The sequence below is a fragment of the Bacillus sp. NPDC094077 genome, from assembly GCF_050279465.1.
In the GTDB taxonomy this organism is placed as follows: Bacteria; Bacillota; Bacilli; order Bacillales; family Bacillaceae_G; genus Bacillus_A.
In genome coordinates this window covers 15,337-40,311 of record NZ_JBNNUF010000024.1, presented here as the reverse complement: position 1 = coordinate 40,311, position 24,975 = coordinate 15,337, and the positions used below count along the sequence as shown (strand labels likewise).

Annotated in this window: 22 protein-coding genes and 4 pseudogenes; 3 read left to right on the top strand and 23 right to left on the bottom strand. The window is 32.3% G+C overall.

All coding sequences use genetic code 11. The features are described 5' to 3' along the window. Positions 1 to 260 precede the first annotated feature (260 nt). The gene (locus tag ACQKNR_RS27510) at positions 261 to 656 is read right to left on the bottom strand and encodes a hypothetical protein (protein WP_427322293.1); all 396 of its coding nucleotides are present in this window, start codon (positions 654 to 656) and stop codon (positions 261 to 263) included. 294 nt (positions 657 to 950) lie between these two features. On the opposite strand from ACQKNR_RS27510, the gene ACQKNR_RS27505 reads away from it, so the two are divergent. Further along, positions 951 to 1,298, top strand: a complete 348-nt coding sequence (locus tag ACQKNR_RS27505) for a hypothetical protein (protein WP_427322291.1) — start codon at positions 951 to 953, stop codon at positions 1,296 to 1,298. A 269-nt stretch (positions 1,299 to 1,567) separates the two neighbouring features. Next, complete coding sequence (locus ACQKNR_RS27500; RefSeq protein ID WP_427322297.1) at positions 1,568 to 1,690, top strand: IS3 family transposase; 123 nt, start codon at positions 1,568 to 1,570, stop codon at positions 1,688 to 1,690. A gap of 113 nt (positions 1,691 to 1,803) precedes the next feature. Here ACQKNR_RS27500 and ACQKNR_RS27495 read toward each other — a convergent pair whose 3' ends face one another. Further along, positions 1,804 to 3,213 (bottom strand): M60 family metallopeptidase, encoded by a 1,410-nt coding sequence (locus ACQKNR_RS27495; protein WP_427322289.1) that lies wholly within the window; start codon positions 3,211 to 3,213, stop codon positions 1,804 to 1,806. Positions 3,214 to 3,855: 642 nt separating this feature from the next. On the opposite strand from ACQKNR_RS27495, the pseudogene ACQKNR_RS27490 reads away from it, so the two are divergent. Continuing rightward, a pseudogene (locus tag ACQKNR_RS27490) lies at positions 3,856 to 4,061 on the top strand (IS6 family transposase); the annotation flags it as partial. Between the two features lie 203 nt (positions 4,062 to 4,264). Here the strand turns inward: ACQKNR_RS27490 and ACQKNR_RS27485 are convergent. From ACQKNR_RS27485 to ACQKNR_RS27385, 21 genes and pseudogenes are all read right to left on the bottom strand, one after another. After that, positions 4,265 to 4,531 carry an ArsR/SmtB family transcription factor gene (locus tag ACQKNR_RS27485; RefSeq protein WP_427322287.1) on the bottom strand — a complete coding sequence of 89 codons (267 nt, stop codon included), beginning with the start codon at positions 4,529 to 4,531 and terminating at the stop codon, positions 4,265 to 4,267. 306 nt (positions 4,532 to 4,837) lie between these two features. Next, positions 4,838 to 5,502: pseudogene (locus ACQKNR_RS27480) on the bottom strand (IS6 family transposase). 144 nt (positions 5,503 to 5,646) lie between these two features. Further along, positions 5,647 to 6,210 (bottom strand): undecaprenyl-diphosphatase, encoded by a 564-nt coding sequence (locus ACQKNR_RS27475; RefSeq protein WP_427322285.1) that lies wholly within the window; start codon positions 6,208 to 6,210, stop codon positions 5,647 to 5,649. 788 nt (positions 6,211 to 6,998) lie between these two features. Continuing rightward, positions 6,999 to 7,628, bottom strand: a complete 630-nt coding sequence (locus tag ACQKNR_RS27470; RefSeq protein ID WP_427322283.1) for a class D sortase — start codon at positions 7,626 to 7,628, stop codon at positions 6,999 to 7,001. An 8-nt stretch (positions 7,629 to 7,636) separates the two neighbouring features. Then, the gene (locus ACQKNR_RS27465; protein ID WP_427322281.1) at positions 7,637 to 8,338 is read right to left on the bottom strand and encodes a cell wall anchor protein; all 702 of its coding nucleotides are present in this window, start codon (positions 8,336 to 8,338) and stop codon (positions 7,637 to 7,639) included. A gap of 181 nt (positions 8,339 to 8,519) precedes the next feature. Further along, positions 8,520 to 8,650, bottom strand: a pseudogene (locus tag ACQKNR_RS27460) (hypothetical protein); the annotation flags it as partial. Positions 8,651 to 8,724: 74 nt separating this feature from the next. Continuing rightward, complete coding sequence (locus ACQKNR_RS27455) at positions 8,725 to 10,449, bottom strand: phospho-sugar mutase (protein ID WP_427322279.1); 1,725 nt, start codon at positions 10,447 to 10,449, stop codon at positions 8,725 to 8,727. A 129-nt stretch (positions 10,450 to 10,578) separates the two neighbouring features. Then, positions 10,579 to 10,871, bottom strand: a pseudogene (locus tag ACQKNR_RS27450) (SGNH/GDSL hydrolase family protein); the annotation flags it as partial. A gap of 118 nt (positions 10,872 to 10,989) precedes the next feature. Continuing rightward, positions 10,990 to 12,333, bottom strand: a complete 1,344-nt coding sequence (locus tag ACQKNR_RS27445) for a hypothetical protein (protein ID WP_427322277.1) — start codon at positions 12,331 to 12,333, stop codon at positions 10,990 to 10,992. A gap of 351 nt (positions 12,334 to 12,684) precedes the next feature. Next, on the bottom strand, positions 12,685 to 13,965 hold the full coding sequence (locus ACQKNR_RS27440; RefSeq protein ID WP_427322275.1) for a lipopolysaccharide biosynthesis protein: 1,281 nt from the start codon (positions 13,963 to 13,965) through the stop codon (positions 12,685 to 12,687). A 31-nt stretch (positions 13,966 to 13,996) separates the two neighbouring features. Continuing rightward, positions 13,997 to 15,082 (bottom strand): glycosyltransferase family 4 protein, encoded by a 1,086-nt coding sequence (locus ACQKNR_RS27435; RefSeq protein WP_427322295.1) that lies wholly within the window; start codon positions 15,080 to 15,082, stop codon positions 13,997 to 13,999. 64 nt (positions 15,083 to 15,146) lie between these two features. Further along, positions 15,147 to 16,925 carry a hypothetical protein gene (locus ACQKNR_RS27430; protein ID WP_427322273.1) on the bottom strand — a complete coding sequence of 593 codons (1,779 nt, stop codon included), beginning with the start codon at positions 16,923 to 16,925 and terminating at the stop codon, positions 15,147 to 15,149. Positions 16,926 to 16,969: 44 nt separating this feature from the next. Then, positions 16,970 to 18,031, bottom strand: coding sequence for a glycosyltransferase family 4 protein (locus ACQKNR_RS27425; RefSeq protein WP_427322271.1), 1,062 nt, complete (start codon positions 18,029 to 18,031; stop codon positions 16,970 to 16,972). Positions 18,032 to 18,058: 27 nt separating this feature from the next. After that, positions 18,059 to 18,577 (bottom strand): PssE/Cps14G family polysaccharide biosynthesis glycosyltransferase, encoded by a 519-nt coding sequence (gene pssE, locus ACQKNR_RS27420; protein ID WP_427322269.1) that lies wholly within the window; start codon positions 18,575 to 18,577, stop codon positions 18,059 to 18,061. Continuing rightward, positions 18,574 to 19,029 (bottom strand): PssD/Cps14F family polysaccharide biosynthesis glycosyltransferase, encoded by a 456-nt coding sequence (gene pssD, locus ACQKNR_RS27415; RefSeq protein WP_098624990.1) that lies wholly within the window; start codon positions 19,027 to 19,029, stop codon positions 18,574 to 18,576. The genes pssE and pssD overlap by 4 nt, the downstream gene beginning before the upstream one ends. Before the next feature lie 90 nt (positions 19,030 to 19,119). Continuing rightward, entirely contained in the window at positions 19,120 to 20,442 is a 1,323-nt protein-coding gene (locus ACQKNR_RS27410; RefSeq protein WP_427322267.1) for a UDP-glucose dehydrogenase family protein, read from the bottom strand. Between the two features lie 113 nt (positions 20,443 to 20,555). After that, positions 20,556 to 21,236 (bottom strand): sugar transferase, encoded by a 681-nt coding sequence (locus tag ACQKNR_RS27405; RefSeq protein ID WP_427322265.1) that lies wholly within the window; start codon positions 21,234 to 21,236, stop codon positions 20,556 to 20,558. A 19-nt stretch (positions 21,237 to 21,255) separates the two neighbouring features. Then, positions 21,256 to 22,137, bottom strand: coding sequence for a UTP--glucose-1-phosphate uridylyltransferase GalU (gene galU, locus ACQKNR_RS27400; protein ID WP_427322263.1), 882 nt, complete (start codon positions 22,135 to 22,137; stop codon positions 21,256 to 21,258). A 228-nt stretch (positions 22,138 to 22,365) separates the two neighbouring features. Continuing rightward, entirely contained in the window at positions 22,366 to 23,133 is a 768-nt protein-coding gene (locus ACQKNR_RS27395; protein WP_427322261.1) for a tyrosine-protein phosphatase, read from the bottom strand. 69 nt (positions 23,134 to 23,202) lie between these two features. Further along, positions 23,203 to 23,892, bottom strand: a complete 690-nt coding sequence (locus ACQKNR_RS27390) for a CpsD/CapB family tyrosine-protein kinase (protein ID WP_427322259.1) — start codon at positions 23,890 to 23,892, stop codon at positions 23,203 to 23,205. Further along, entirely contained in the window at positions 23,882 to 24,622 is a 741-nt protein-coding gene (locus tag ACQKNR_RS27385; protein WP_427322257.1) for a YveK family protein, read from the bottom strand. The genes ACQKNR_RS27390 and ACQKNR_RS27385 overlap by 11 nt, the downstream gene beginning before the upstream one ends. Between the last annotated feature and the right edge of the window lie 353 nt (positions 24,623 to 24,975).

Genomic DNA, 24,975 nt, shown 5'->3' with positions numbered 1-24,975 from the left:
AAAATTAAAAGGTATGAGTCCGGTGCAATACCGAACACATACCAAAGGGGCTGCCTAATAAAATAATATGTCTAACTTTTTGGGGTCACTTCACAGCCCAACTGCGCTTTTTTAACGTACAAGGAATTACATAAATTATTAGTGACTTTCTAATAGTTCTCCCTCGTTTATCAATACCTGTTTCTGCTTTTTTAAATTTTGCAAAAGAACCTTTTCAACTTACCGAAGAAATATTTCGCCTTATAATATTTATTAAAGGATTAGTCAATACCGTAGTAAGAACGTTCAGCTAAGGTTAAGTTTACCATTTTTTCAATATCCGAAAATGAATCATTTAATTGTTCATTTTTAAATTTAAGCAAAGCTATATTTGGATCTTTTTTAGTTATTGTTTGTAGTATTTCAAAATTATAGTTTTGGAAATACTCAAAAAACGAATCGTATTTAGGATGTGATAAAAGCTCATTTTGGTGATAAAAAACAAGTGCACTTGTAGCAAATGTATTTGCCTCTACCGCGAATGCAAGCGATGCTTGATAATCTCTATCTTCCTTTTCATCAACTTTACGATATGCTTTTTGTGAATATCGGTAGGCTGAATGAACTAAATTAAATAGAAATGATATTTGACGTTTATATTGATTTCGAGAATTCATAACTTTAATCTCCCTTCTTAAAACATTATACGATAAGAAAACCTGTGAAAACCTATATAAAACTCCCTTTAACAAAAGCAATTTCATTACCCAATCAAGATGTAATAGTACCTAAAACCTCCTAAATAGAATTATAAAATCAATAGCGGTTTGATGATTTCCCCTAGCTACTTGCTAGGGGATGAATTTCTTTAAAATCTTTATTAATTTTAAAAATAAAGAATCCTATATCCAAATTTTTAGTTCTTTCCCAATATAGTAAGTCTAATTGAAATAACAATACATCTCAGGTAATTGGAGGATGATGTTATAAATAGAAAATATTTAGCTAAAGTAGGAGTATCTGCATTAACAGCAGGAATAATCTTGCCTTCAACAATCGCCCTCGGTGAAACTTTACCCTCCTCTGAATCTACAGTAAACAGCAATGAAGTAAGTGATGAAATACCTTTTATAGACGTTTACGACAAAGACGGAAATCTAATCAAAAACTATACTAAAGAAGAAATAGCAAAACTACGTCAGTCTCTTGTTCCGAATACTTTAGTTGGCTCTCATGGTAATATTAAAAAAACTATTGTAACGCCTCTAGGTTTAAATGTTTATAATTTTAACGGAACATCATTTAGTGGTTCTAGATAGGTTAATAATGGGGTATCGTTTACCCGTCCTCAAAATGGACACGTAATAGCAGCAACTAAAACTGTACCTTTTGATACATATGGAGGCTTCTTGTATTTTTAGAGATATAAAAAATAAAACTATTTCAAAGAGTGCCCCTTCACGTACATAAAAAAAAGAATTCAAAATGGACTTTTCTTTTTTTAATTATATGGGGAAGATTTAGATCTGTCAGAGCATTCCTCAAAACTTTATGTAAGGAGATACCAGTGTGACACTTCATTCCCTAAATTGTTTCCGTACCCCTAATACAATCAATTGAAGAATATATTTATCTTCATAACTATAAACGGTTTCAAAAACGACTCTACCATCGAGCTCCGATAGAATATCGAATCTCGATGGTTGCTTAGTCTTTTTAACACTGTCTACTTGATAGGGATAAAACCATATTGCAGAAAACAAAAATTTCGCCATGCAAAAGAGACTACCCCTAAAGAATAGCCCCTTCTGATCACAATCTGCATTATTTTTTTGTACTATACGTAGCCAGTGGTTTAACAGGTTTCGCATCCGTCGCTTCCCATATAGGGGAATTTAATGTTGGATAATTTAAAGCTTCTACTTTTTTTCTTGTTTCTTGTGATGCTTTCAGTCCCCATTGATCAAAAAATGGAAGTAAATTTTGTTTCGCTACTTTCGATGTATTATAAATAAAGGCTTGGATTTTATCTTCATTCGTTTCTGGAAGTTTGTCTTTTGGTAACTCTCGATATAGTTTGTGAAGGTTTGGATAGAAATCTTCACCATATGCTAAATGAAGTTGCCAGAACATAACAAGTTTCACGAACAAGTCATCAATCTTTTCATATTCTTTATCTGTTTGTTTTAAGTATTGAAGTGCTCTATCATAATCCCCTTCTTTTTCTAAATGTGTTGGTTGGCCTGGGAATAATTGTTTTTGTGAAGCTAAAGAGTATATATTAACAGTGACTTCAGTCACTCCATCCCACATCCAAGGGTATTGTTGTCTAAAATGTCCTGCTTCATGCATTTGTCCCCATCCCAATTTATTTACATTTAAAGTACTTTCCATTGCGTCATAAGTATTAGTAAATACGGCTCCATCCTGACTTGCATACATGTACATTCCTGGTGGATTGTTAGGATTTCCCACGAAATTCCAAAGACGGCGAGTTGAACGATGTAACGGATTAGAACTTGTTTCAGATAGCCCTGATATTCTATCTTGTGCTAGGATCATGTCATCGTATTTTTTTAATAGAGGAACAGGATCTTGATCCACAATATATTTCTTGGCACTATCACGAGTAACAGTAAGTACCGCTCGTTTGGATTTCAATTGTACAGCATGAGCATCTGGATATTTGTCCATCATAGCAATCCAGTCTTCTTTCGTATGCTTCCCTAATTCAAAGAATGGAACAGGGCTCCCGCCTTGTGTTACTTTCACCTTAACAGTTCCTTTCCCTTCAGTGTTATCAAACCCTAATAAACCGCCGTTTGGAGAGGTGATGGTATTAGAACCAGCAGAAAGACGAAATGCTTTTCCCCCTTCTTTATCATATTCACGTGTCCCAATAATTGCGCCAAGTTTGTCCAATCCCAATAGTCCCGATACTTCAATTGTGACTTGTTCATTCGGTTTTACATAGATTCCTGTTGGCACATAGTTTCGTTGCTCCCTTCTTATTTCTCTTTTTGCTTCACCTATATAATGTCCTGTACTTGGAAGCTCAAACTTCCTCTCTTCATATTGCGCTGCAGTTTGCGCCGTTTCAGCATGAACGCCCAAGCTATTTACACCGATAGATGTAAATAATGTCGTTGTCAAAACAGCAGATGTCATCAATACTTTCATTGGTTTTTGTACTCTACGCTTCTTTATTCTATCCATATTAATCAGTCCTTTCATTTCAATCCATCCTAGCGGTCATATGAAACGCCAAGTTTCTTGTATAACCATATATTTTTTCATAACATTAATACGATTAATCAGCCTCTTACTATGCTTAAATTGACTTATTCCTATCCGTAAAAAGAAGGAAAAAGTAAGTAGCGGTCGTGTTGTATTCTGCATAGTAGATAGGTATGTCCAAAATTTAAAATGGATATATAGTTGATATTTACATTAAAACATTTATTTCTTTTGAACGTAAACATCTAATCTAGCATAGTGATACTAAATTAAACACAGTTTATATATTATTAAATCTGAAAAAACATAACGATAAAATATCTCAATATAATTTTATAACCATCAAATAAACTGACCATGCGCAAAGGTAAAAAATAGAAGGAAGTACTTTTTTATGTTTTATCCTGCGTAACAGCGACCTATATATTGAAAATTCACAGTTTGGATGAGTACCTTAAAAATGTTTGTAAAATAATGAAGTAATATTATGTAAAATGTTATCCGCTATACAAATATGAAAAATTGCATATTTGTATAGCGGATAATAAACACCGGGGATTTAATAATACTGGATGTTTTTGTTGCAAAGTCTTTAAAACTAAGCTAAACTTTTGCAAAACAAAGTGAGGGGAATCATAAATGAGATATTTTAAAGGAAAACAATTAAAAAAGATATTATTTTAGTAACCGTTGGCTACTATTGTCATTTTTCTTTATGTTATCGTGATGTCTCTGAAATTTTAAAAGAACGTGGTGTTTCAGTTCATCCAACAACTATTATGCACTGGGTTCATGAATTTGGAAATCACATTTATCAGATTTGGAAAAAGAAAAACAAACCTGCAGGTTTTCAAAATCTTCGGCACGCTTCACATACAATCAAAGGAATCGAAGCCGTTCACGCTTTATACAAATGAAACCGAAACCTGAGACCAGATTTCGGTTTTTCGGCGTACAGTGAATTACGAAATTTATTAACAATTTCATAAAATATACAACTGTTTGATAGAATACTCTGTTCTTTAAAAACTTTGCAACAGTAACGTTTCTAATCTAATAATATTTCGACAATGGAATTAATAGTTTTGTTCTGAGCACTATAGTAAACCTCTAATCCTTTTCTATCATTCCTAATTAATTTCTGAGATCTCATCTTCGATAAATTCTGCGACACTGTAGATTGTGGAACACCAAGAATATCTACAATTTGATTTACATTACATGCCCCTCTTGTAATTAATTCTTTCAAAATTTTAATTCTCATTGGATGAGCTAATACTTTTAAAACTTCTGCATTTTTTTCATAATTCAACAAACTAAACATCTCCTTGTGAACTAATGTATTTTTATTATATTAATAATACGGTGAATGAAATTTTATAATTCTACCTTTTCAGAATTTATACTGTATCATCTTTTCGATTTAATTTGTGTTTTGATTCGTCAACATAACCCGGTATGCTCCATACGCCCTTTTTCTCTTTTTTGCTAACATTTTTATTTCCTTTAATTTATCTAAAAGGTTCTGTCACAAAGTTTTCTAAATGAGACTACACTCGGTTATGGTGCAAATAAAGGATGCATTTCAAAGAATAATGAGGATTCCTACCGGAATCCTTTTTTACGCTGTTAATCTGAATAATTGATGAGTGAATTGTTTTTGATTTTGAACAGGCTGTTTCTGTACATCAACCGGTTCTTTTTTTATAATATGCAGCATGCCTTCCACTCCTACAAGAATAGATGTAGCTGTACGAAAAGATTTAAGTCCTAACATAGAGCGTATACGTTTTTTAATGAAACGATGGTCTTGTTCTACGATGTTATTTAGATATTTTACCTGCCTGACTTGAATGCCTAACGTTATCTCTTTCTCTTTCTTCACTCCTGTGATAACCATGGGATAAGCAGGATTTTTATCAACTTTGATTACAAGAGGTTTTGAAACATGAAAAGACCGCAAAGCTTTCTTGAAAACCGTTTTGTTGCCTTATAGTTTCTAGATTTACTGGGATAAAAATCAATCGTGTTTCCTTCAGAAACAACGGCACGATATAGGTACATCCATCGCCCTTTTACTTTTCTGTATGTTTCATCTACTCTCCAAGAATCATTCGTTTGCTTGAGATAGCGTCGAAATAGTTTATCTAACTCCGGTCCATATTTATGGACCCAACGCATGATTGTAGTATGAGCCAAGGATAATCCCCGTTCTTCCATCATTTCCATCAAATCACGAAAACTTAAATTGTGCCGTAGGTACCATCGTACAGTTAACAAGATGATATCTGGCTAATAATGTTTCCACTTAAATATATTCTCCTTTTTCATACTAATCACACACCTTTTATAGAGTAGTACTATCAGTATGTCCAAGTTTGATAGACCATGTTCATATACTTCAAGATTTTTGCACCAGAACCCACAAAACTAATCTTTACCTTGAAAAATAGAATTTGCAATTAATGTAGTAACCGGTCGTATTTTGAAGACAACATATTGAGTAAATAATGCTATCAATAAACCATGTACAATCCCTGCAATTACATCAAAAGGATAATGTACCCCTACCCACACTCTCGAAAAAGCCACACCTAACGCTAGAAAAAACCAAATGTATTTAAAACGATATGCAGATAGCAATAGTGTGGCTGCAATTACAATAGCTGATGTTGCATGATCACTTGGAAAAGAGGAATTTGCAGCATGATCTATGAGTTGTTTGATGTTATGTGAGATAAAAGGACGCTCTCTATAAATAAATAATTCAATAATTCGATTTACAGTATAAGCTAAAGTTAATGCAAAAGATGCTTGAAAAGCCATTACACGAAAATTAGTTTTATTTTTTATCCATAACAGTATGATTAGTAACACAAAAGCATATTGTACATATTCTGCAAATATAATCATTACATTATCTAACAATGGATATTGCTGCACTTTATTGTTTATAAAGTTGAACCATTCATAATCTAAATCTTTAAAATTCATTATATAATCTCCTTTAATGCTTTCGTACACTCCACCTTTTAACGAAATATACCTATATAAATAGTTTTAAAAGAAGTACTTACAGATTTCACGATACGAGAAAGATCCTGCAGGAATTTAATCCTCCTTTAGGCATGGGATGAAAGTATCGCTTTTTCATAAAAAAACACTTGTTTTTTAGTTATAATTCAACTATAGACAAGAACAAGTCTTTAAAACATCTATGTGTTCCTTGAAAACAAGATATCGTATGAGGTTCGATAGACTATCTCACGCTATCGGTAAAATGATATGTGTCGTCAAGAACAAGACGCTAAAACATTTGAACACGCAACTAGCTGTACGGTAGAGGCATAGTACCGTAGCTCACGAACCTATAGGGTCTGCCGTGAGAGTGGTGATGGCACACCGCAATCTTGCACGTCAGCGATATCAGAAATGGATTTCGCCCTTGATAGCAAGCATCCTACTGGCATTAGCTAGTTTTCCCCTTTAGGGGTGGGAGTGTCAAAGTCTACTATCTTATTTTGTGACATTAACATTACATTCTTGTAGGGCTCTATTTTTGTTTTGATAGTTCTATTTATTTACACGGGAAATTTTAATGTAATTAACTATACTAGAGCACATATTCATTTTTCATCATTTGGTGAAACATTTCTCCACCCTATATTTGCATGGTCATTCATCAGTCTTCCCATTGCAACTGTGTTCATTTCATTTATTTCCCTTTCCAAAATATAAAAATATAGCCCAATTGCCTTTTTGGCAATTGGGCTATTTTTAAACTACATTTTTTGTTCTAGACTTGGCTTAGATACTAGCTTCGTATATACAATAAAACGATCTGGAGCATCACCGATATACTCGAATGGATAACATGTCGTTAATGTTAGTGTCTCATAATCAGTCGGAACGATAATGTTCTCATCCTTCGCTCCAGTAATTTTGAATTCTGTTATTTCATATACAAACTCACCATACGGTGTTTCAAGCTTGATTTGATCACCCTTCTTCACATCCTTCAGCTTACGTAAACCTGTATTCCGGTGTCCGCTTAACACAACATTTCCACCTTGTCCAGGCAACATGCTCCCAGCAAAATGTCCAACTCCTGATTTCAATTCTTTCGGATGGGTTCCTTCTACAACAGGAACTTCATACGAAAGGGAAGGGAACTTCAATTCACCAAGTTCCTCCCCGGGATCCGGAATCTTGGACCAAATTTGTTTAAACTCGTTTTCTGATTCCACAGGTTTATATGGCGTAACAACTGTATGAGCTAATAATACAGTTTGTTTCGTCAACTCCCAGCCAAAAAATGCAACAATTCCAAGACCAAACAAAATAATGGAAACGGGAATCCCAATGATTACCCATCTCCATTTTGACTTACGCTTACGTGCTTTCTTTTGCATAAGACGGATTACGCTTCTTCTACTTTACGAGATAATCGTACAGCTGGGACTACTGCAGCTGCCCCTAGAAGTACAATTAAACCACCAATTAGTATATATGTTTGCTCATGTGATGCTGTATTTGGCATTTCAGCATTTGGCATTGGAACGAACTTACCAGTTGCATTTAGCTCTCGTTTTGCTTCCATTGCTACCTTTAAAGAATTTACTATTTTTTGGAAATTTTCCGCTTTCACCATATCCCTTGTTGGATTAATAGTCGCAAGTAATTTACCATCTAAACCATTTAATTGAATTAATACATTTCCTTTAAACTTATAAGTTAAAAGATCTAAAGCATTTCCTTTATCATCCACAATTGCAACTTGTAAATGAGCAAGCGTTGCACTCTCTAAAAATAAACGAAGTGCTTCTACTTTTTGTGCATGTGTTAAATCCATTACATTATTTACACCAGCAAGCATTTGACTTACTTTTGCTGCATTTGCATTAATTTGAGCTAGCTCTTGATCAGTTAAACTCGTTTTTTGTAAATATGCATATAAATAATCCAAATGATCGGGATTTAAAGTTTTTAATGCATTTACAAGTTTTTGAGAAGCCTCTTTTCCATTCGTATCTGCATGTGTAGCCGGCGCAGCAAATGCTGTTAAGCCAAGGCCAAGTGTGGCAACTAGTGAACCCTTTTTCATAATGTCTTTAAAATTCATGTTTTTTTCTCCTTCTTATTGTAATTTGTTTGTTGAGATATATCATAAACAATCCTAAGTAGGATAGTTTAATCACAATTTTTCAATATATATAAAAAACTTCTACTCGAAGTTTCCGATATCACCTTTAAATCCACTGAACATTTTGCATCATAAATTGCTTTCCTGTTATTTTTTCTCAGTTTAATGATTCTACTGAGCTATTAGAAAGATTAGCAACTACTATGATTTCATAACCATTATTCAATATGTCATGCATATACGACTACTAATGCATCCTGCTACACCGTCTCTTCTATCCTTTACAAACAGTATGTTACTAACTCATTTGGAATTTTTTCATAAAAAAAGAGTTCAGTAAGTATAACTGAACTCTTTTTTATATTTTATAAACGATTCATAATATCTTCTTTAATAGTAAGTAACTTTTGTTCACTATTTTGTAAAGACTCATCATTTACACCAAAATAAAACTTGATTTTCGGCTCTGTTCCAGATGGACGTAAGCAGAACCAAGAACCGTCTACTAATTGATACTTTAACACATTTGATTTCGGTAAGTGAATCTCTTCCTTACTTCCATCTTTTAGAGATGTAATTACACTTGCTTTATAATCCTCAACTGAAATCACTGTTAAACCCGCTACATCTTTCGGAGGATTTTCACGGAATGTTGCCATCATCTCTTGGATTTTTTCCGCTCCATCTTTCCCTTTTAACGTTAATGATACAAGGTCTTCACGGAAGAAACCGTACTTCTTAAATACTTCTAATAGACCATCGTATAACGTTTTTCCTTGTGATTTGTAGTATGCAGCTACTTCACATGCAAATAGAACAGATTGTACCGCATCTTTATCACGGCAGAATGGACGGATTAAATAACCATAGCTTTCCTCATAACCGAATTGGAACTCATATTGTCCGCTTTCTTCATACTGCTTAATTTTCTCGCCAATAAATTTGAATCCAGTTAACGTATCAACTGTATCTAGACCATATGCTTTTGCAATTGTACGGCCAATTTCAGACGTTACGATTGTTTTTAAAACAACACCGTTTTCCGGAAGAGTTCCGTTTTCTTTCTTTTGAGATAATAAGTAATCAAGCATTAATGCACCTGTTTGGTTACCAGTTAACACTTGGAACTCACCATCGTGATTGCGAACTGCTACTCCTAGACGGTCTGCGTCAGGATCTGTTGCGATTAACACATCTGCGTCAATTTTTTCACCGTCACGAATTGCATACTCAAATGCTGCGTGCTCTTCTGGGTTCGGTGATTTTACTGTAGAGAAGTTTGGATCTGGTAACTCTTGCTCTTTTACAACCGTTACATCTGTAAATCCAACTTCTTCTAAACCACGGCGTACAGAAACATTTGATGTTCCGTGTAATGGCGTAAAGACGATTTTTAAGTCTTTACCAACCTTTTGCACCATTTCTTTATTAATAATGACATTGTTCAATTCTGCTGTATATACATCATCTACTTCTTGGCCAATTATGTGTAATAATCCAATATCTTTTAATAGCCCCACGTCAGCTACATCCACTGTTAGTTCATCGTCTACTGCATTTACGTAGCTAATTAACTCATCAGCCTCTTTTGGAGGCAACTGTCCACCATCTTCACCGTATACTTTATAGCCATTATATTCAGGTGGATTATGACTTGCCGTAAGAACGATTCCACTTACTGCATTTAAATGACGAACTGCGAAGGAAAGTACCGGTGTTGGGCGTAAGCTTTCAAACACATATGTTGTGATGCCATGTGCACCAAGTGTAGCAGCTACTTCCATTGCAAACTCAGGTGATTTATGACGAGAATCATACGCTACAACAACACCGCGCTTCTTCGCTTCTTCACCTAATTTTTCAATAAATTTCGCTAATCCTTGTGTCGCTTTACGAACTGTATATATATTTAAACGGTTCGTACCAGCACCTAGTTCACCACGCATACCACCTGTACCGAACTCTAAATTTTTGTAAAAGCTATCCTCGATTTTCTTCTCATCTTGCTTCATATTTTCTAGCTGTTCTTTTAATTCTGCATCTAATTCTGCATATGAAAGCCAGCGACTAAATTCTTGTTTCCAATTCATATTATTATCCTCCAATTTCAAATCAAAAAGGTATGCTATAAAACGCATACCTTAAAAAATAGTAAATTAATTTCTTTTATTTACATATCCTTTATTACTAGCCACAAAATAATCCATTACATATTGTGCCTAAACTTCATGTCCTTTTGCATTTGGAAAACCAAATTCTTCTTGTAAATACGGTAAAATAGCCTTTATTGCATCCAGCCATGCTTCCCAGTAATCAACATATATATAACCAGTTTGCGTCGAAATTGCTTTAATGCCTCAATTGCTTTCGGATAATTCTTCACACCATACACTGGGTTTGGTGATTGAGTCATAATTATAGTACCCTTTGCACTAGTAGAAAGTGCTTGAATGAATTTCTGTGTATTCACAACAGAGTTTCCATTACCAGTTTTACTATTATCAGTAATAAATGTATAAGTAAGTGTAAAGTGCAACAAGAAAAAAAAATACCGAATCTCGGAATACACTCCATAATTCGGTATTTTTTTCTTATCTTAATCTTATAAAGCATTTAACTTTTTATATAAATTAAGCTGAAGACTTTTTTTCCCTGGCTAAAATATATCCATAAGTTAATAAATAGAATAAAAAATAATTAGCATTATTTTTTACCCCAAATGAATTGTATCCTGAAAGTGCTAAAATCAAAATAATCGCTAATGCTTTGTACTCTATTCTGCATAAAATAAGTATTAACAACAGAATGTATAATAGTATAAAATACCCCACATCGAAAAATAAAATAATCCAAGGGTTTTCAAGAATTATAGGAGTATTGTATCGACCTATTATATTAATGTTCTCTGACGCCCCACCTAAACCCATAATTTGGAATGAAGACAAATGTTTTATAAAATAGTCCATTAACATAAAACGTGCCTCAGTAGAGTCATCTGCACTACCTACTCGACTCATCAAAGTAGATCCTAAAGATGTGCTAAGTGTGACTAGAATTGTAACCCCTATTGTACATAGAGTAATAAAATACTGCTTAGCCTTCTTCAAGCCATCTTTCAAACTATGTTCATTATATACTAGCACCAAAAATGATATAACAAATATACTTCTTGAACCGGTTAACAAAATATCGATTACAAATAATAAGAGTAAAGCATACTTTATTCTATTATCCTTAACCCTCATTTGAACAATGATCATTGAAAAAAGGAAGAATACTGCATTATCTAATGGATGGCCAATTATTGTTTTAATTCTGTACCCTTCTCTATATGCTGAATCTAACCATGTTGCATTATTAGCACTATAAAGCTGTTGGAAAATGTTAGTTTTTGTAAAGTATTCAAGAACACCTAGTAATCCAATTAGTACCGAACACCAAATCATGACATCTATTGCTTTATTAACTTTTTTCAGGTTTATTTGCTTTTTACAATAAAAAAACAAGAAAAATGAAATAGGTCCAAGGTAGTTATGAATTGCTAATGACATTCCACCTATCCCTTTCGTAATAAAAGTAACTCCAAAAAATATAAAAAGCACTAAAATACACAATAGGAAGACCTTATCAAAAATTATTCTTTTCGCTAAAAAATTTTCTATAAAAAACAGAAAAAATACAACTAACCATGCTAGCAAAAAGGGATGAATCTTTAATGGATTTAACTCGTTATTATTATAAAAATCAAGAAGGAAAAAATCCCCCGTTAAAACCAACGAAATACTAAGTATTGGGATTATAAATAGAAAGGATATTTCCCATCCTAAAAACTTTGTTAATAAATAAAAAACAAACCCTAGTAACAAATATATAATGTATGCATAATAATTTGTTCCCAGTAAAAAAGAAAATGCAATAATAGAAATTAGTGGGAGAACTAAATTAATAGTAATTTGTTTTAATGTTATTTCCATGTTTCCCCTCAATATCCTCTTAATATATTTAACTGAAAAATGTTTTAAATTTTATAATATTGGCTTAGGGTGAACTAGATTACTCACCCACTTTCATACATTATAATATATTGAAATCCATTTATTAAAACAATAAATCAATTATATATTTAATTATTTTTTAACGACTAATTGATTAAACTGCATCACGCACCTTATTCAGATCGTGATTAAAAGGTTGAAAAATACTTTTTCGGCGTTTAAAGTAATAATATTTAAGACTAAATGTATTTTTGCAAACAAAAATGCATTTAGCCAATTCGAAATCTACTAAACAATACTTATTCAATACAAAATTCCCCTCAGAGGATTTTACTCGATTTCATTCAATATATATTTATTTTTATAATTTAAATACATTTTTATTAATATTGTCGAATATACTAATCGTGCCAGTACCACACTGATCGCAGCCCAAATCACCCCAAAATACGGAACAGTAAGAAAAATCAAAATTATGATCCCCCCCATTTGAATGTATTTACCTATGGTAATAAACATCGGCTTCCCTAAGGAATAAATAGCCTGTTCAATAGGAACAATAATAAATCCTAATATCGCCGAAATCAACATTATTTGAAGAATAGAAACTGCCCCTAAATATTTTTCTCCTAAAAAAAATGGAACAATGAAAGGTACTAAAGGTACCATACATAGCATAAGGGCAGAAACTATCACTGTAGGCTTTATAATTTGCTTAGTTTTTCTTACTACTTCTTTCTCATCTAGTTCAGACATTGTAGGTAGCATTACTTTTCCAAAAGCAAATGGTAGAAATGAAACAATTGCCGATAGTTGAAATGCAGCATTATAAATTCCAATTTGCTCATAAGTAACCCAAATAGAAATCATAAAGAAATCAATTCTACCCAAAACATTATTAGGTATAGAAATCATTAACATCCACTTTTCATAATGAACAATCTCTTTTATTAATTTTCGAGGAAATTTTGAAGAAAAGTAAATTTTAATAAATTTAAAATACTTAAATACAAATGGTAAAGAGATTATAATTGGGATGAAGTATAATATAAATACATACTTCAATAACAACATATTATTTAAAAGTAAACTTAAAACTATAAGTATTAAAGTAAGATACCTAAATATGTTAATGAATGCTCTCAACTTGAATTTTTGAATGGCTTGTAAATACGTATCGTTAACAAATAAAATTGATTCTCCTACATATCCCACGATTAAATATGGGATATATTGAATTATTTCATCTTTACCTTGGCTAGAAAAAATATGGCTACCAAATAAAATTAATCCTGTAATTACTATTGCAGTAATAATTATTTTTGTAAAAAAATACAAACCAAATATACTTTGCATTTTCCCTTTATCTTTTGCTGAAAATCTTACTGCTGTATTCTCCATACCAAAATCAAAGAATGCACTACAAAAAGCTACAGTGACAAACACAAATGAATATTTACCATAATCTTCGGGACCAAGTTGCCTAGATAGAATTAAAATACTTATAAAGCTCAATGCCTTTGTAATAATACTTTCTAAGAATACGATACTAAGATTTTTAAATAAGGAATGATTGACATACTTGTTTAAATTAACCTTTAAACTTTTCATATAAAAATACCTTTATCTTCATTTTTCATATTTAGTTTGTACATAATCCTCTATAAACTTCGTTATATCTCTGAATCATTCTGTCTAGAGAATATTCACGATTTAAATATTCTAAAGTTTCGTTACTACTCTCATACCGCTGGCGATAATCTTTATCATATGCTAAACGATATAATTTTTGGGCTAGTTCTTGATGATTTTCCTTTTCAAAATATAAACCATACTCTTCATTTTCTTTTACAATCTCAAGAGGTCCCTCAAGTTTACTAACAACTACTGCACAACCAGCTGCTAAAGCTTCTACTACTACTAATCCAAATCCTTCATATCTAGATGGCAAAACAAAAATATCTATGTCTTTATATAATTTTTCTATATTCTCTACATTGCCTAGAAATTCAACATTTTCTTCTAAATGATATTCTACAATTAAATCATTTAATTCATTAATGAATTTAGGATCTGCCACGCTTCCAGCAAAAAAGCAATTAAATTTAGCAAACCCATACTGATTCTTTAAAATATTAAGTGCTTTAATTAAAATATCTTGACCTTTTTTTTCTGGCATAATACGGGCAACACATGCGATATTAAGTACTTCTCTATTTTTTTCACGCAATTCACGACTACCACTAAACTTTTCAAGGTCTACCCCATTATAAATTAACTTTATTTTTTCTCTTGGAACGTATTTATTCACAACGTTATAGACTGTTTTGGAAATAGTAATATACATATCAACAGGATACTTATTTTTTGCTTCATTATATATCTTAGTATCGTGTACAGTAAATACCACTTTTACTTTCGTAATTTTCTTAAGCAAGTATGCAAACTTTAAACTAAACGTATCATGACAATGAACAACATCAATTTTATTTTTCTTTATAAACTTACAGGCTTTATAGATAGTGCCAATATTTATAATGGGATTTCTGGTTCCTTCTTTTCTATTACATAATAAAAGGGAGTCTTTATTAAGTATTTCTATACATTCGTGACTCCACCTATTATTTATAACACAAAGATAGTGAGGAATTTCAGTATTTTTTACCATTAAATCAACAATTATTCTTTCTAAGCCACCACCAAGAAACAACTCAGAATTCAAATGCATTATTTTCACTGTAATTCTCCTATTCTATTATAAAGTTAGTCGTTCTTTCTTTAGAATATCCGAATTACATGATATATTTATTCATTTGGTTCACAAATACTAAAAACGTGACTACTTGGTCTTTTTCAAGTGTACTACCTTTTCTAAATAAATCTTCACAATCATTTTTTAATGTCGCGTCTTGTATTAAATCTATGTTCTGACCATACCCTGCTTCATAGAATTCTTTCAGGTATTTATTTGTTCTATACCAATAATCCATCGGATGCATATGATTTTTCGAATTTAACTTTAAACCTAGTTTATTTTTAACTAATTTAATACCTGCTGCTGGAATGCTCGTCCAAGGAACCGGAACCCCTTTTACAGTTATGACCTTTTTATTTATTTTACCTTTTACTTTTTCATAAATATAATCTGCTGCTTCCGGATAATATTTATTTATCCATTTAATATATATTCTGTGCCCTCTTCTATACTCTAGTGGTAAAGTTAAGCAAAATTCCATAAAATCAATATCTAAAAATGGAGAAATTGTCTCAGTGTATTGGAACATAGGCTTTAAGCCAGTATTTACTCCTGTGAATCCCCTATTATAAAATTTAAAGATTTCTTGGTCTTCTAAATGAAATGCCTTATCTACATCGTACTCTACCTTATCGATAAGTTTAGTAGAATATGCGCCTGCGCCCGGCATGAATTTTTTTCGTTCGCCCTTATCATAATAAGTTCCAATTATTGCATCACCAAGTTGTCCTGTATGAACTATTCCGTATTTTTCCAAATTTATATTACTAATCATACTAAATGTATGAGCAATAGTGCATCCTTGACTCCTTGCCCCTGATATTTTGACAGATTCATTAAAATATTTATAAATATACGTTCCATTATCTAATGCTTTAAACATCCACTCTGTTTTTAATCTGTCAGAAATTTGCTTGGGTACTTTTTCATCCAAATAATCAGTTTGAGAGAAAGTATAGTTAAGCATATTTGTATATCCCATAGTATGAGCAACCCAAGCGGTCATTCTAGAGTCTAATCCACCACTTAATGCTACCAAATGTTTATAACCATACTCTAAATCTTTTTCGAATGCTCTCTTAATTGCATTCTTAAAAAGAACATCTATTTTCCCCAATGCTTCTTCTTCTGAAATCTCAATAGGATTATTCCTTAAAACATAATAGCATTTTTTATTAATTCCGCTTGTTGAATACTCAATATAGTGCCCTGGTGTTAGCCTATATACACCTTCAAACAAAGTTTCATTACACAATGCATGAGAGTGTGTCATTAAACTATAAGCAGTATTATGATTAAGAAGGAATTTTTTACCTATTTTTTTGTAAACTAGCTTTATAAGCACCTCAAATTCAGTAGCAAAATAAAGTGTGTTCTCTTTTTCATGAGTATAATAAAAAACCTCTTTATCTCCCACATGATTTGTATATAGTGTAAAGATGTTTTCGTCTTTGTTAAGAAGGGCTCCTCCAAAACTTCCTCTAAACTTATTAAAAAACGTTTTGGGTTCTGCATTAGACATCTTATTTAATAGCATCTCTATTCTGTCTTCATTAACACTATACTCTTTATATAAATCGCTCTTATTTAAAATTACACCATCTAATATAGAAAAATTATGTTGATCTTCATAAAAGGCTCTATCTTTTTCAAATTTCTTAACTGCATTTCTGAAAAATTTCCCATATAACATTGAAGTATTAATTTTTCTTTCCTCTTCAATTAAATACTGATTTTCATCAACTATATCATAAATATTAATATCATTATCTAGTATCTCTTCTCTATTTGAAATAAAGCCAAAAAATCCGGGCATTACGCTCAACTCACTTTAACTAAAATTTTCAACTATAACGTTGATTATGATTTCTTGATAATTCTTTTATATAATGAAACAACTTCATCTAAAGAACTATAAACATTGTAATTCGAGTTTATTTTCTCAATATTACGTTTACTCATTAAATTGCTTATTTCACTATTATTTAATAGGAAGATAATATTATTTTTCAACTCATCTATATCCCCGGGCTTAGTAATAAATCCATTTTCCTTCTCAACTACAGAAGGAATAGATCCGACATTAGTAGATATAACAGGTAGCCCATAGCTCATTGCCTCTAAAATAGACATAGGCATACCTTCATTGTATGATGGTAATGTATATATAATACTTTTCCGATAAATATCTTCTATTTTCTTGTCATCTGATATCCAACCAGGAAGAATAAACAAATCATCTAGCTCCAATTCATTGATTTTTTTCTTAGCTTTTTCAATTTCACCATCACCAGCTAGTACAAACTTATATTTGCTGTCTATTTTCCCTTTTAATTTCGCACCAACTTCAATCAAATCATATGTCCCTTTTCTCTCAGAAAGTACTCCCATAGTTGTGATGTATATTCTTTCTTCATAATCATTGGATACCTGTTTTGGAAATACTGCATTGTCTAATGACACAACTTCCGTTTCACAGATTGATTCATAGTATTCTTTCCACTGTTCTCCTAAAGCGATTATAACAGTGACTTTATTTAACGTATCAACGATTTGTCCCCTACCCTTATCCGAGCTTTCATTGTAAAAATCTTTAAATTGGGACCCGTGCATATGCAATATGATAGGGATATTTTTACGATTCAATAAATTTATAACCTTTCTCTTACGGACAAAACTACCTCTATAAGACATATGAATATGTGCTACATCATACTTACGACTTAATACATTCAGTTGGAAAAATAACTTTGTATATTGCCATATGAAGAATATGATATTTAAGACATGATTGCTACCATAATAAGTTGGGAAATATTCTAAATTTATTTTTTCGTTAAGGCCAGCTTGCATATAATTTTTCACCACTCTTGTAATCCCACCTGTTACTTTTAAGTGAGATCCGATCATGATAACATTCATTGATTCACCTTTTTTCTAATATTATTTCTAGATTTCATTTCCACTAAAATTTTTAGGTACATTTGAATTTCCTATTAAAAAATTCTCTAATATACCTATAATATTTTCAGTATTAGACTCATATTTTCTAAATTCCATATTCTTTACGGACTTTAATGCACTTTCAATTTCACAAACATCAGAAATTCCGTATATTAAATTGGAGTTTTTAAACTGCTCTATTATTTCAAGTTGATGATTATCTACATGTTCACCATATTCCATCATTCTAGGAATACCAATAACTTTTTTTTCTTTCTTTACTCCATTAATAATAGATCCTGTTCCTCCGTGGGTAACAATTATTTCACTTTTATCTATTATATTCAGAAGCTCTTCCTTATTTAAAAACTTTTGATATGAATAATAACGCGGTTCATATGTTGAATAGCCAATTTGAGCAAATACTTCTTCAGAATTCAATTTTTTTTCTTCAATTAAACAGTCAATTTCTTTTAACAGTCTATCAAATTGAAATTTTTGGGAACCTACTGTAATAAAAATCAATATATTCCACCCCCGTACTTGGCGTCGGGATAAAACTTTTTCATATCTTCCCATTGCACTAAAAATAAATCTGCATGCTTATACAATAATTTTCCTGTAATAGTTGGTGAAGTTATTTTAGAGAAAGATTCAATGAATATTAATTTCTTCCTAAATAACTTAGCCAACAGGCACATTGGCACCGTTGCCAATGCACCGGTTGAAATAACAACATCAGGTTTTTCCTTTAACAAAATTATTAAAGTTTGTACAAATAAAATTATAAATTTAAAATAGAAAGTAAGCTCTCTTCTATTAATTTGAACTACATCATAATGCTTGATATCTCTTGAGTTAAACTGATAATTTGTTTTTTCTGTCAAAATAAAACTCTCATTCTTTTTCATCATCGGATACAGCATCATTAATTGCTCTAAATGCCCTCCTGATGAAGCTGCGAAACATATTTTCAAAGCGCTCCCTCTTTCACTCGATTTCCCTAAAAAATTAGTAAGATGGCTTATTTGCTATTTTTTATTCTTTTACTTTTTATATTAATTAAATCAAACACATACATGTTTTTTATCAACTAATACTCTTCCTATAGAACGATACCTTATATCTCGATTTCGAGCATCTTCTATTGAAAAACAGTTTCTACCATCGTATATATTTACTTCTTTCATTTCATTTTTGAATATTTCTAGCGACATAGATTTTATTTCATCCCACTCTGTTAGGATAAATACAATATCAGTATCTTTAATAGCCTCAATGACTTCGCTCACATATTCTACTGTATCTGGTAAAAATCTTTTTGCATTATCCAATGCAATTGGATCATAGGCCTTTACATGGGCTCCCATTTTTACTAATTCTGGAACAATGACTAAAGATGCTGCCTCACGAATATCATCCGTATTTGGTTTGAAAGCTAGTCCTAATATACCTACTTTTTTCCCATCCAAAGTACCAAAATCCTCTACCGCTTGATCAAGTAGTCTACATTGTTGTTTATTATTAAACTCAATTACTGCACTCAATAAACTAAAATCATATTCTACATTTTCTGCAATTTTCTTAAGAGCCTTTGTATCTTTAGGGAAACAAGAACCACCGTATCCAATACCTGCTTTTAAAAATTGGTTACCCACACGACTATCTAGCCCCATCCCTACTGCTACTTTCTCAACATCTGCGCCTACTTTTTCACATACGTTAGCAATTTCATTAATAAAGCTAATTTTTGTAGCTAAAAATGCATTAGATGCATATTTAATCATTTCTGCACTGCAAGTATCAGTCTCATATATAGGAATACCAAATGGTTCATTAACTTCGCGGATTATTGCTGATACCTTTTCACAATCTGCTCCAATTACAATACGATCACCATTAAATATATCGTATACAGCTGAACCTTCACGGAGGAATTCTGGATTCGATACCACTTCAGCCTTAATATTAGATGGTAAGATTTCCTTTAATTTATTCTTAATATGATGGTTAGTTCCTACTGGTACTGTGCTCTTCGTTACTACAATAATATTCTTCCTAATATTTTGAGCAATTTGTTTAATAACCTGATTTACATATGTTAAATTTGCTGTTCCATCTTCATTTTCTGGAGTTCCTACTGCTATATAAATAACATCTACTTCTTCAAATGCAATAGAATGGTCTGTAGTAAACTTTAAACGTCCTGCATCAATATTTTTTATCATTAAAGTGTCTAAGCCCGGCTCATAGATGGGTGATTTTCCACTTCTCATTTGCTCTACTTTTTTCTTATCTGTATCTATACAAATAACATTGTGGCCAACTTCAGATAAACCTACACCTGTAACTAACCCTACATAACCAGTTCCTACTACCGCTATATTCATATTAATAACATCTCCCTTGCAATCATTCTATTTTTGAACACAAGTTAGAGCATATGCCATAACCTTTTCAAATAAACTCTATTTTGAATTACAAAAAATATCTAAGAATGCTATCAAAAAGCATTCTTAGATCCAAATAACACCAACACAGTCTTTAATATTAATTTAATATCTAACCCTAAACTACGATTTTTAATATATATTAAATCTAATTCAACCATCTCTTTAAAGCCGACACTATTTCTGTCCGTAACTTGCCAGATTCCAGTACACCCAGGTGTTACTAGTAACCTCTGTTTATCATAAGTAGTATATTCTTTTACCTCTCTTGGTAACGGTGGCCTAGGACCTACTAAACTCATATCACCTTTTAGTACATTCAATAATTGTGGTAATTCATCAATACTGGTTTTACGAATAAACTTACCTATCTTCGTAACACGAGGATCATCTTTCATTTTAAACATTGCCCCAGATACTTCATTATGTTCTAATAATTCTTTCAATATTTCTTCTGCATCCGTTATCATTGAGCGAAATTTATACATTTCAAATTTTTTTTCATGTTTTCCAACACGAACTTGTTTAAAAAAGATTGGACCTTTCGGATCTTCCATTTTAATAAGTAATGCAACGATTAAAAAAATGGGTAAAAGAAAAATAAGGCCACTTAATGCAACTACTATGTCCATTAAGCGCTTCATAAATAGATACAGCTTATTTGGGTTTCCCTCTTCAGCAGCAAGTATTTCGCTTCTTTTTTTGTCCCCACTTGATTCCTTCATTAAGGTCAACGCTCTTCCACCTCATCTTCTATGCATGTACATTTTCTTTCTGTACAAGTTCATTCATATACTTCAGAAGCTCATTTTTTAACTCCTCATGTTGCAGGGCCATTTCAATTGTTGTCTGAATAAATCCTAATTTTTCTCCAACGTCATAACGTTTCCCTTCAAAGTCATATGCAAAGACACGTTGAATTTCATTTAAGCGTTGAATCGCATCTGTTAATTGAACTTCTCCGCCAGCACCTGTTTCTTGATCTTCTAGGAACATAAAGATCTCCGGTGTTAAGACATAGCGTCCCATAATTGCTAAGTTTGATGGTGCTGTTCCTTGCGCCGGTTTTTCAACAAACTTGTTCACCTGATAACTGCGTTCTTTTTGTTCCAGTGGATCAATAATGCCGTAGCGATGTGTTTCATTTTCTGATACCGTCTGTACACCAATTACTGATGATTTTGTAGTTTCATACTGATCCATTAATTGACGTAGACAAGGAGTATCTGCTTGGACAATATCATCACCAAGTAATACCGCAAACGGTTCATTCCCAATAAATTTACGCGCACACCATACTGCATGTCCTAATCCTTTTGCTTCTTTTTGTCTTATATAGTGAATATTGATTTTAGAAGATGCTTGTACTTTTTCAAGCATCTCGTACTTCCCTTTTTCGAGTAAGTTTTGTTCTAGTTCAAAAGAGTGATCAAAGTGATCTTCAATCGCACGCTTTCCTTTGCCCGTTACAATGATGATGTCTTCTATTCCCGATGCAATTGCTTCTTCAACAATGTATTGAATCGTTGGTTTATCAACGATAGGTAACATTTCTTTCGGCATTGCTTTTGTCGCTGGTAAAAATCGTGTACCCAGTCCAGCTGCTGGAATAATTGCTTTTCTTACTTGTTTCAATTTGTATTGCCTCCTAAATTTATGTGTAATAAAAACTCTAACTATCCCTTCTACCTTCATAAAAGGTATAGCTAGAATTTTTAGATAATCCATAATAATAATGGGCATCTAACCCGACCTCACATCACACTTTTGACGACAGGCGTCTAAGGTATTACTTTCTACCCACAGCGTGACCGAGTGTCTCCATTGATATTGGTTAGGAGACATCACCAACACGTTTCTTCTTTAGAAGAGACCTAATATTTTTTTTCGCCTTATTTTTTGTGGCTCTTTCGGATAGATTTTGATTCCTTTTATTAACAAATCAGAATTTCCCTTTAAATAAAACGACGTAGAAATTCCAAATTTCTTTTCCACTGTTTCATATGCAGACTGTAAGTAAAAAGAACGTGTTGTTATGTTATGAGCATCCGATGCGATTACATGTGTTAAATGATGTTCGATAAGTTGTAATGAAAAATTTTTTATTTTCTTTCCAAATTTCCCCGTTACGCTTCGTGCAGTAACTTGCGTTAATGCTCCTTGCTTGACGAGCTTATGCAACATATCTGGATATTCAATAAATTCTGTATTCCGCTCTGGATGTGCAATAATTGGTGTAACTCCTCTTACACGTAATTCATATAACATTTTTTCTGCATAGCGTGGGACATGGTTTGCCGGAAATTCAATCAATGTATACACATCAGTACAATTCATCGTAACAATTTGTTTAAATTCAAAATCTTCCAACAACTCTCCGTATAACCTGATTTCTTGACCAGGTAAAATGGTTAAATTTATCTTTTCTTCTTTCAATCTATCATTTAACTTCTTTACCTGACGAAGAACACTTTTTCTTGGATTGATATAAACACCATTTTGATGATGCGGAGTAGCAACGATTGTATGAATACCTTCCTTACATGCAGCCTTTGCCATAGCAACACTCTCCTCCATTGATTGTGCACCATCATCAAGATTAGGCAAAATGTGACAATGTAAATCGATCATCCTTTTTCATCCTTTCTTCACATAACGTATAGAAGAAAAAGCAAATATTCACCTTTTCTTCTATACTGTTTAATTAGAACCATAATAGGAATACTCTAATTTATCGGTTTCTCTATCATTTAAAATTGCACCAAGTAATGTCCCCTTTGCGCTATCTAATACCTGTTTCGCTTTCAATGCTAAATCTTTTTCTGTTGCTCCACTACGAATGACAAGTACAGAAGCATCACATTGATTAGCCATAATTTGCGCATCTGCAACTGGTAAAACCGGCGTTACATCAAAGATCACAAGATCATAAATACCGTATGCTTCTAAAAGCAAATCTTTCATTGAGGTTGTGCCAAGTAATTCCGCTGGGTTCGGCGGGATTGGTCCGCATGGTAAAAAATCTAAGTTACCAATCTTTGTCTGTTTCACACATATTTCAAGCGTTTTACTACGCGTTAAGACATTCGTTAAACCAATCATATTATCGATTTGCAGCATTTGATGTAATGCTGGTTTACGTAAGTCCGCATCGATTAGTAATACCTTTTTGTCTTGCTGTGCAAAGACAATGGCAAGGTTAGCAGCTGTTGTTGTTTTTCCATCACTTGGATTTGCAGATGTTACGATAAAAGAGCGAATCTTCTTATCAACCGATGCAAATTCAATATTTGTTCGAATGTTACGATACTGCTCTGAAATAGATGATTTCGGTTGTTCATAAGCAATAAGCTGACGACGTCCACGGATTGCTTTTTTCTTAAGAACCAATTGTATGTCCCCCTACTCTCTTTGTATTTGATAAACTATAGCTTTTAGACTCGTTTTCTTCCATATGAGAAACGATTCCAAGAACCGGTACACCCAGTAATTTTTCAATATCTTTTTCTTTTTTCAGTGTATTATCTAAATACTCTAGTAAGAATGTAAGGCCGACAGAAGCCATTAATCCAACAACAAATGCAATTGCTACGTTTAACATTTTGTTAGGTTTAATTGGAGATTGTCCTTCTGTTACTTCTGCCTTTGATAAGATTGTTACGTTATCAACACTCATAATTTTCGCAATTTCACTTTTGAATACCTCCGCTGTTGTGTTTGCAATATCACGAGCTAATTTTGCATCTTTGTCTTGTACCGTAATAGCCATAATTTGCGAATCTTTCTCATTTCCTACATTAATCTTTTTATTTAATGCATCAGTTGATATATTCAGTTTTAAATTTTCTTTCACCTGATTCACAATGGCAGGGCTCTTTAAAATTCCTTTATACGTATTTGTTAATTGTAAATTTGTTTGCACTTCGTTATATTGAATATTTTGCTCATCTTGTTTCTTTTGGTTAACAAGTACTTGCGTTGAAGTTTGGTAAATTGGTGTCATAAAGCAGAAACTCACGATTGCACTTACAAGTGCCGCACCGATTGCAATTACGAGTATCATAACCAACCGTTTTCTCAATATAACAAATAACTCTTTCAAACTTATTGTTTCGTTCATTTCTTCCTCTCCTAGCTTTCATTTAAAGTTTGAATCATAAGTACTAAATGTATTGGTTAGAATACCTTTAGCACATCCTGTAATTATTTTTGTTTTACTAAAATAAGAACAAACTCATTGTATAATGAAAAAAAAGTAACAAAAAGCACAAAAACACCCTGTTGAAACGGATGTTTTTGTGCTTGACTTTTTTTTACAATAATACATACTAGATGTATTACAAACAAAAATAATCTTTGGTACAAAAAGTTTAAAAGAAATATACTCATCTCTTCTATTCATATTGTGCATACTAACATTTATCCATCCAAAAGCACTATGCATTAGCAGGAATAATCCACAAAACACTAAAA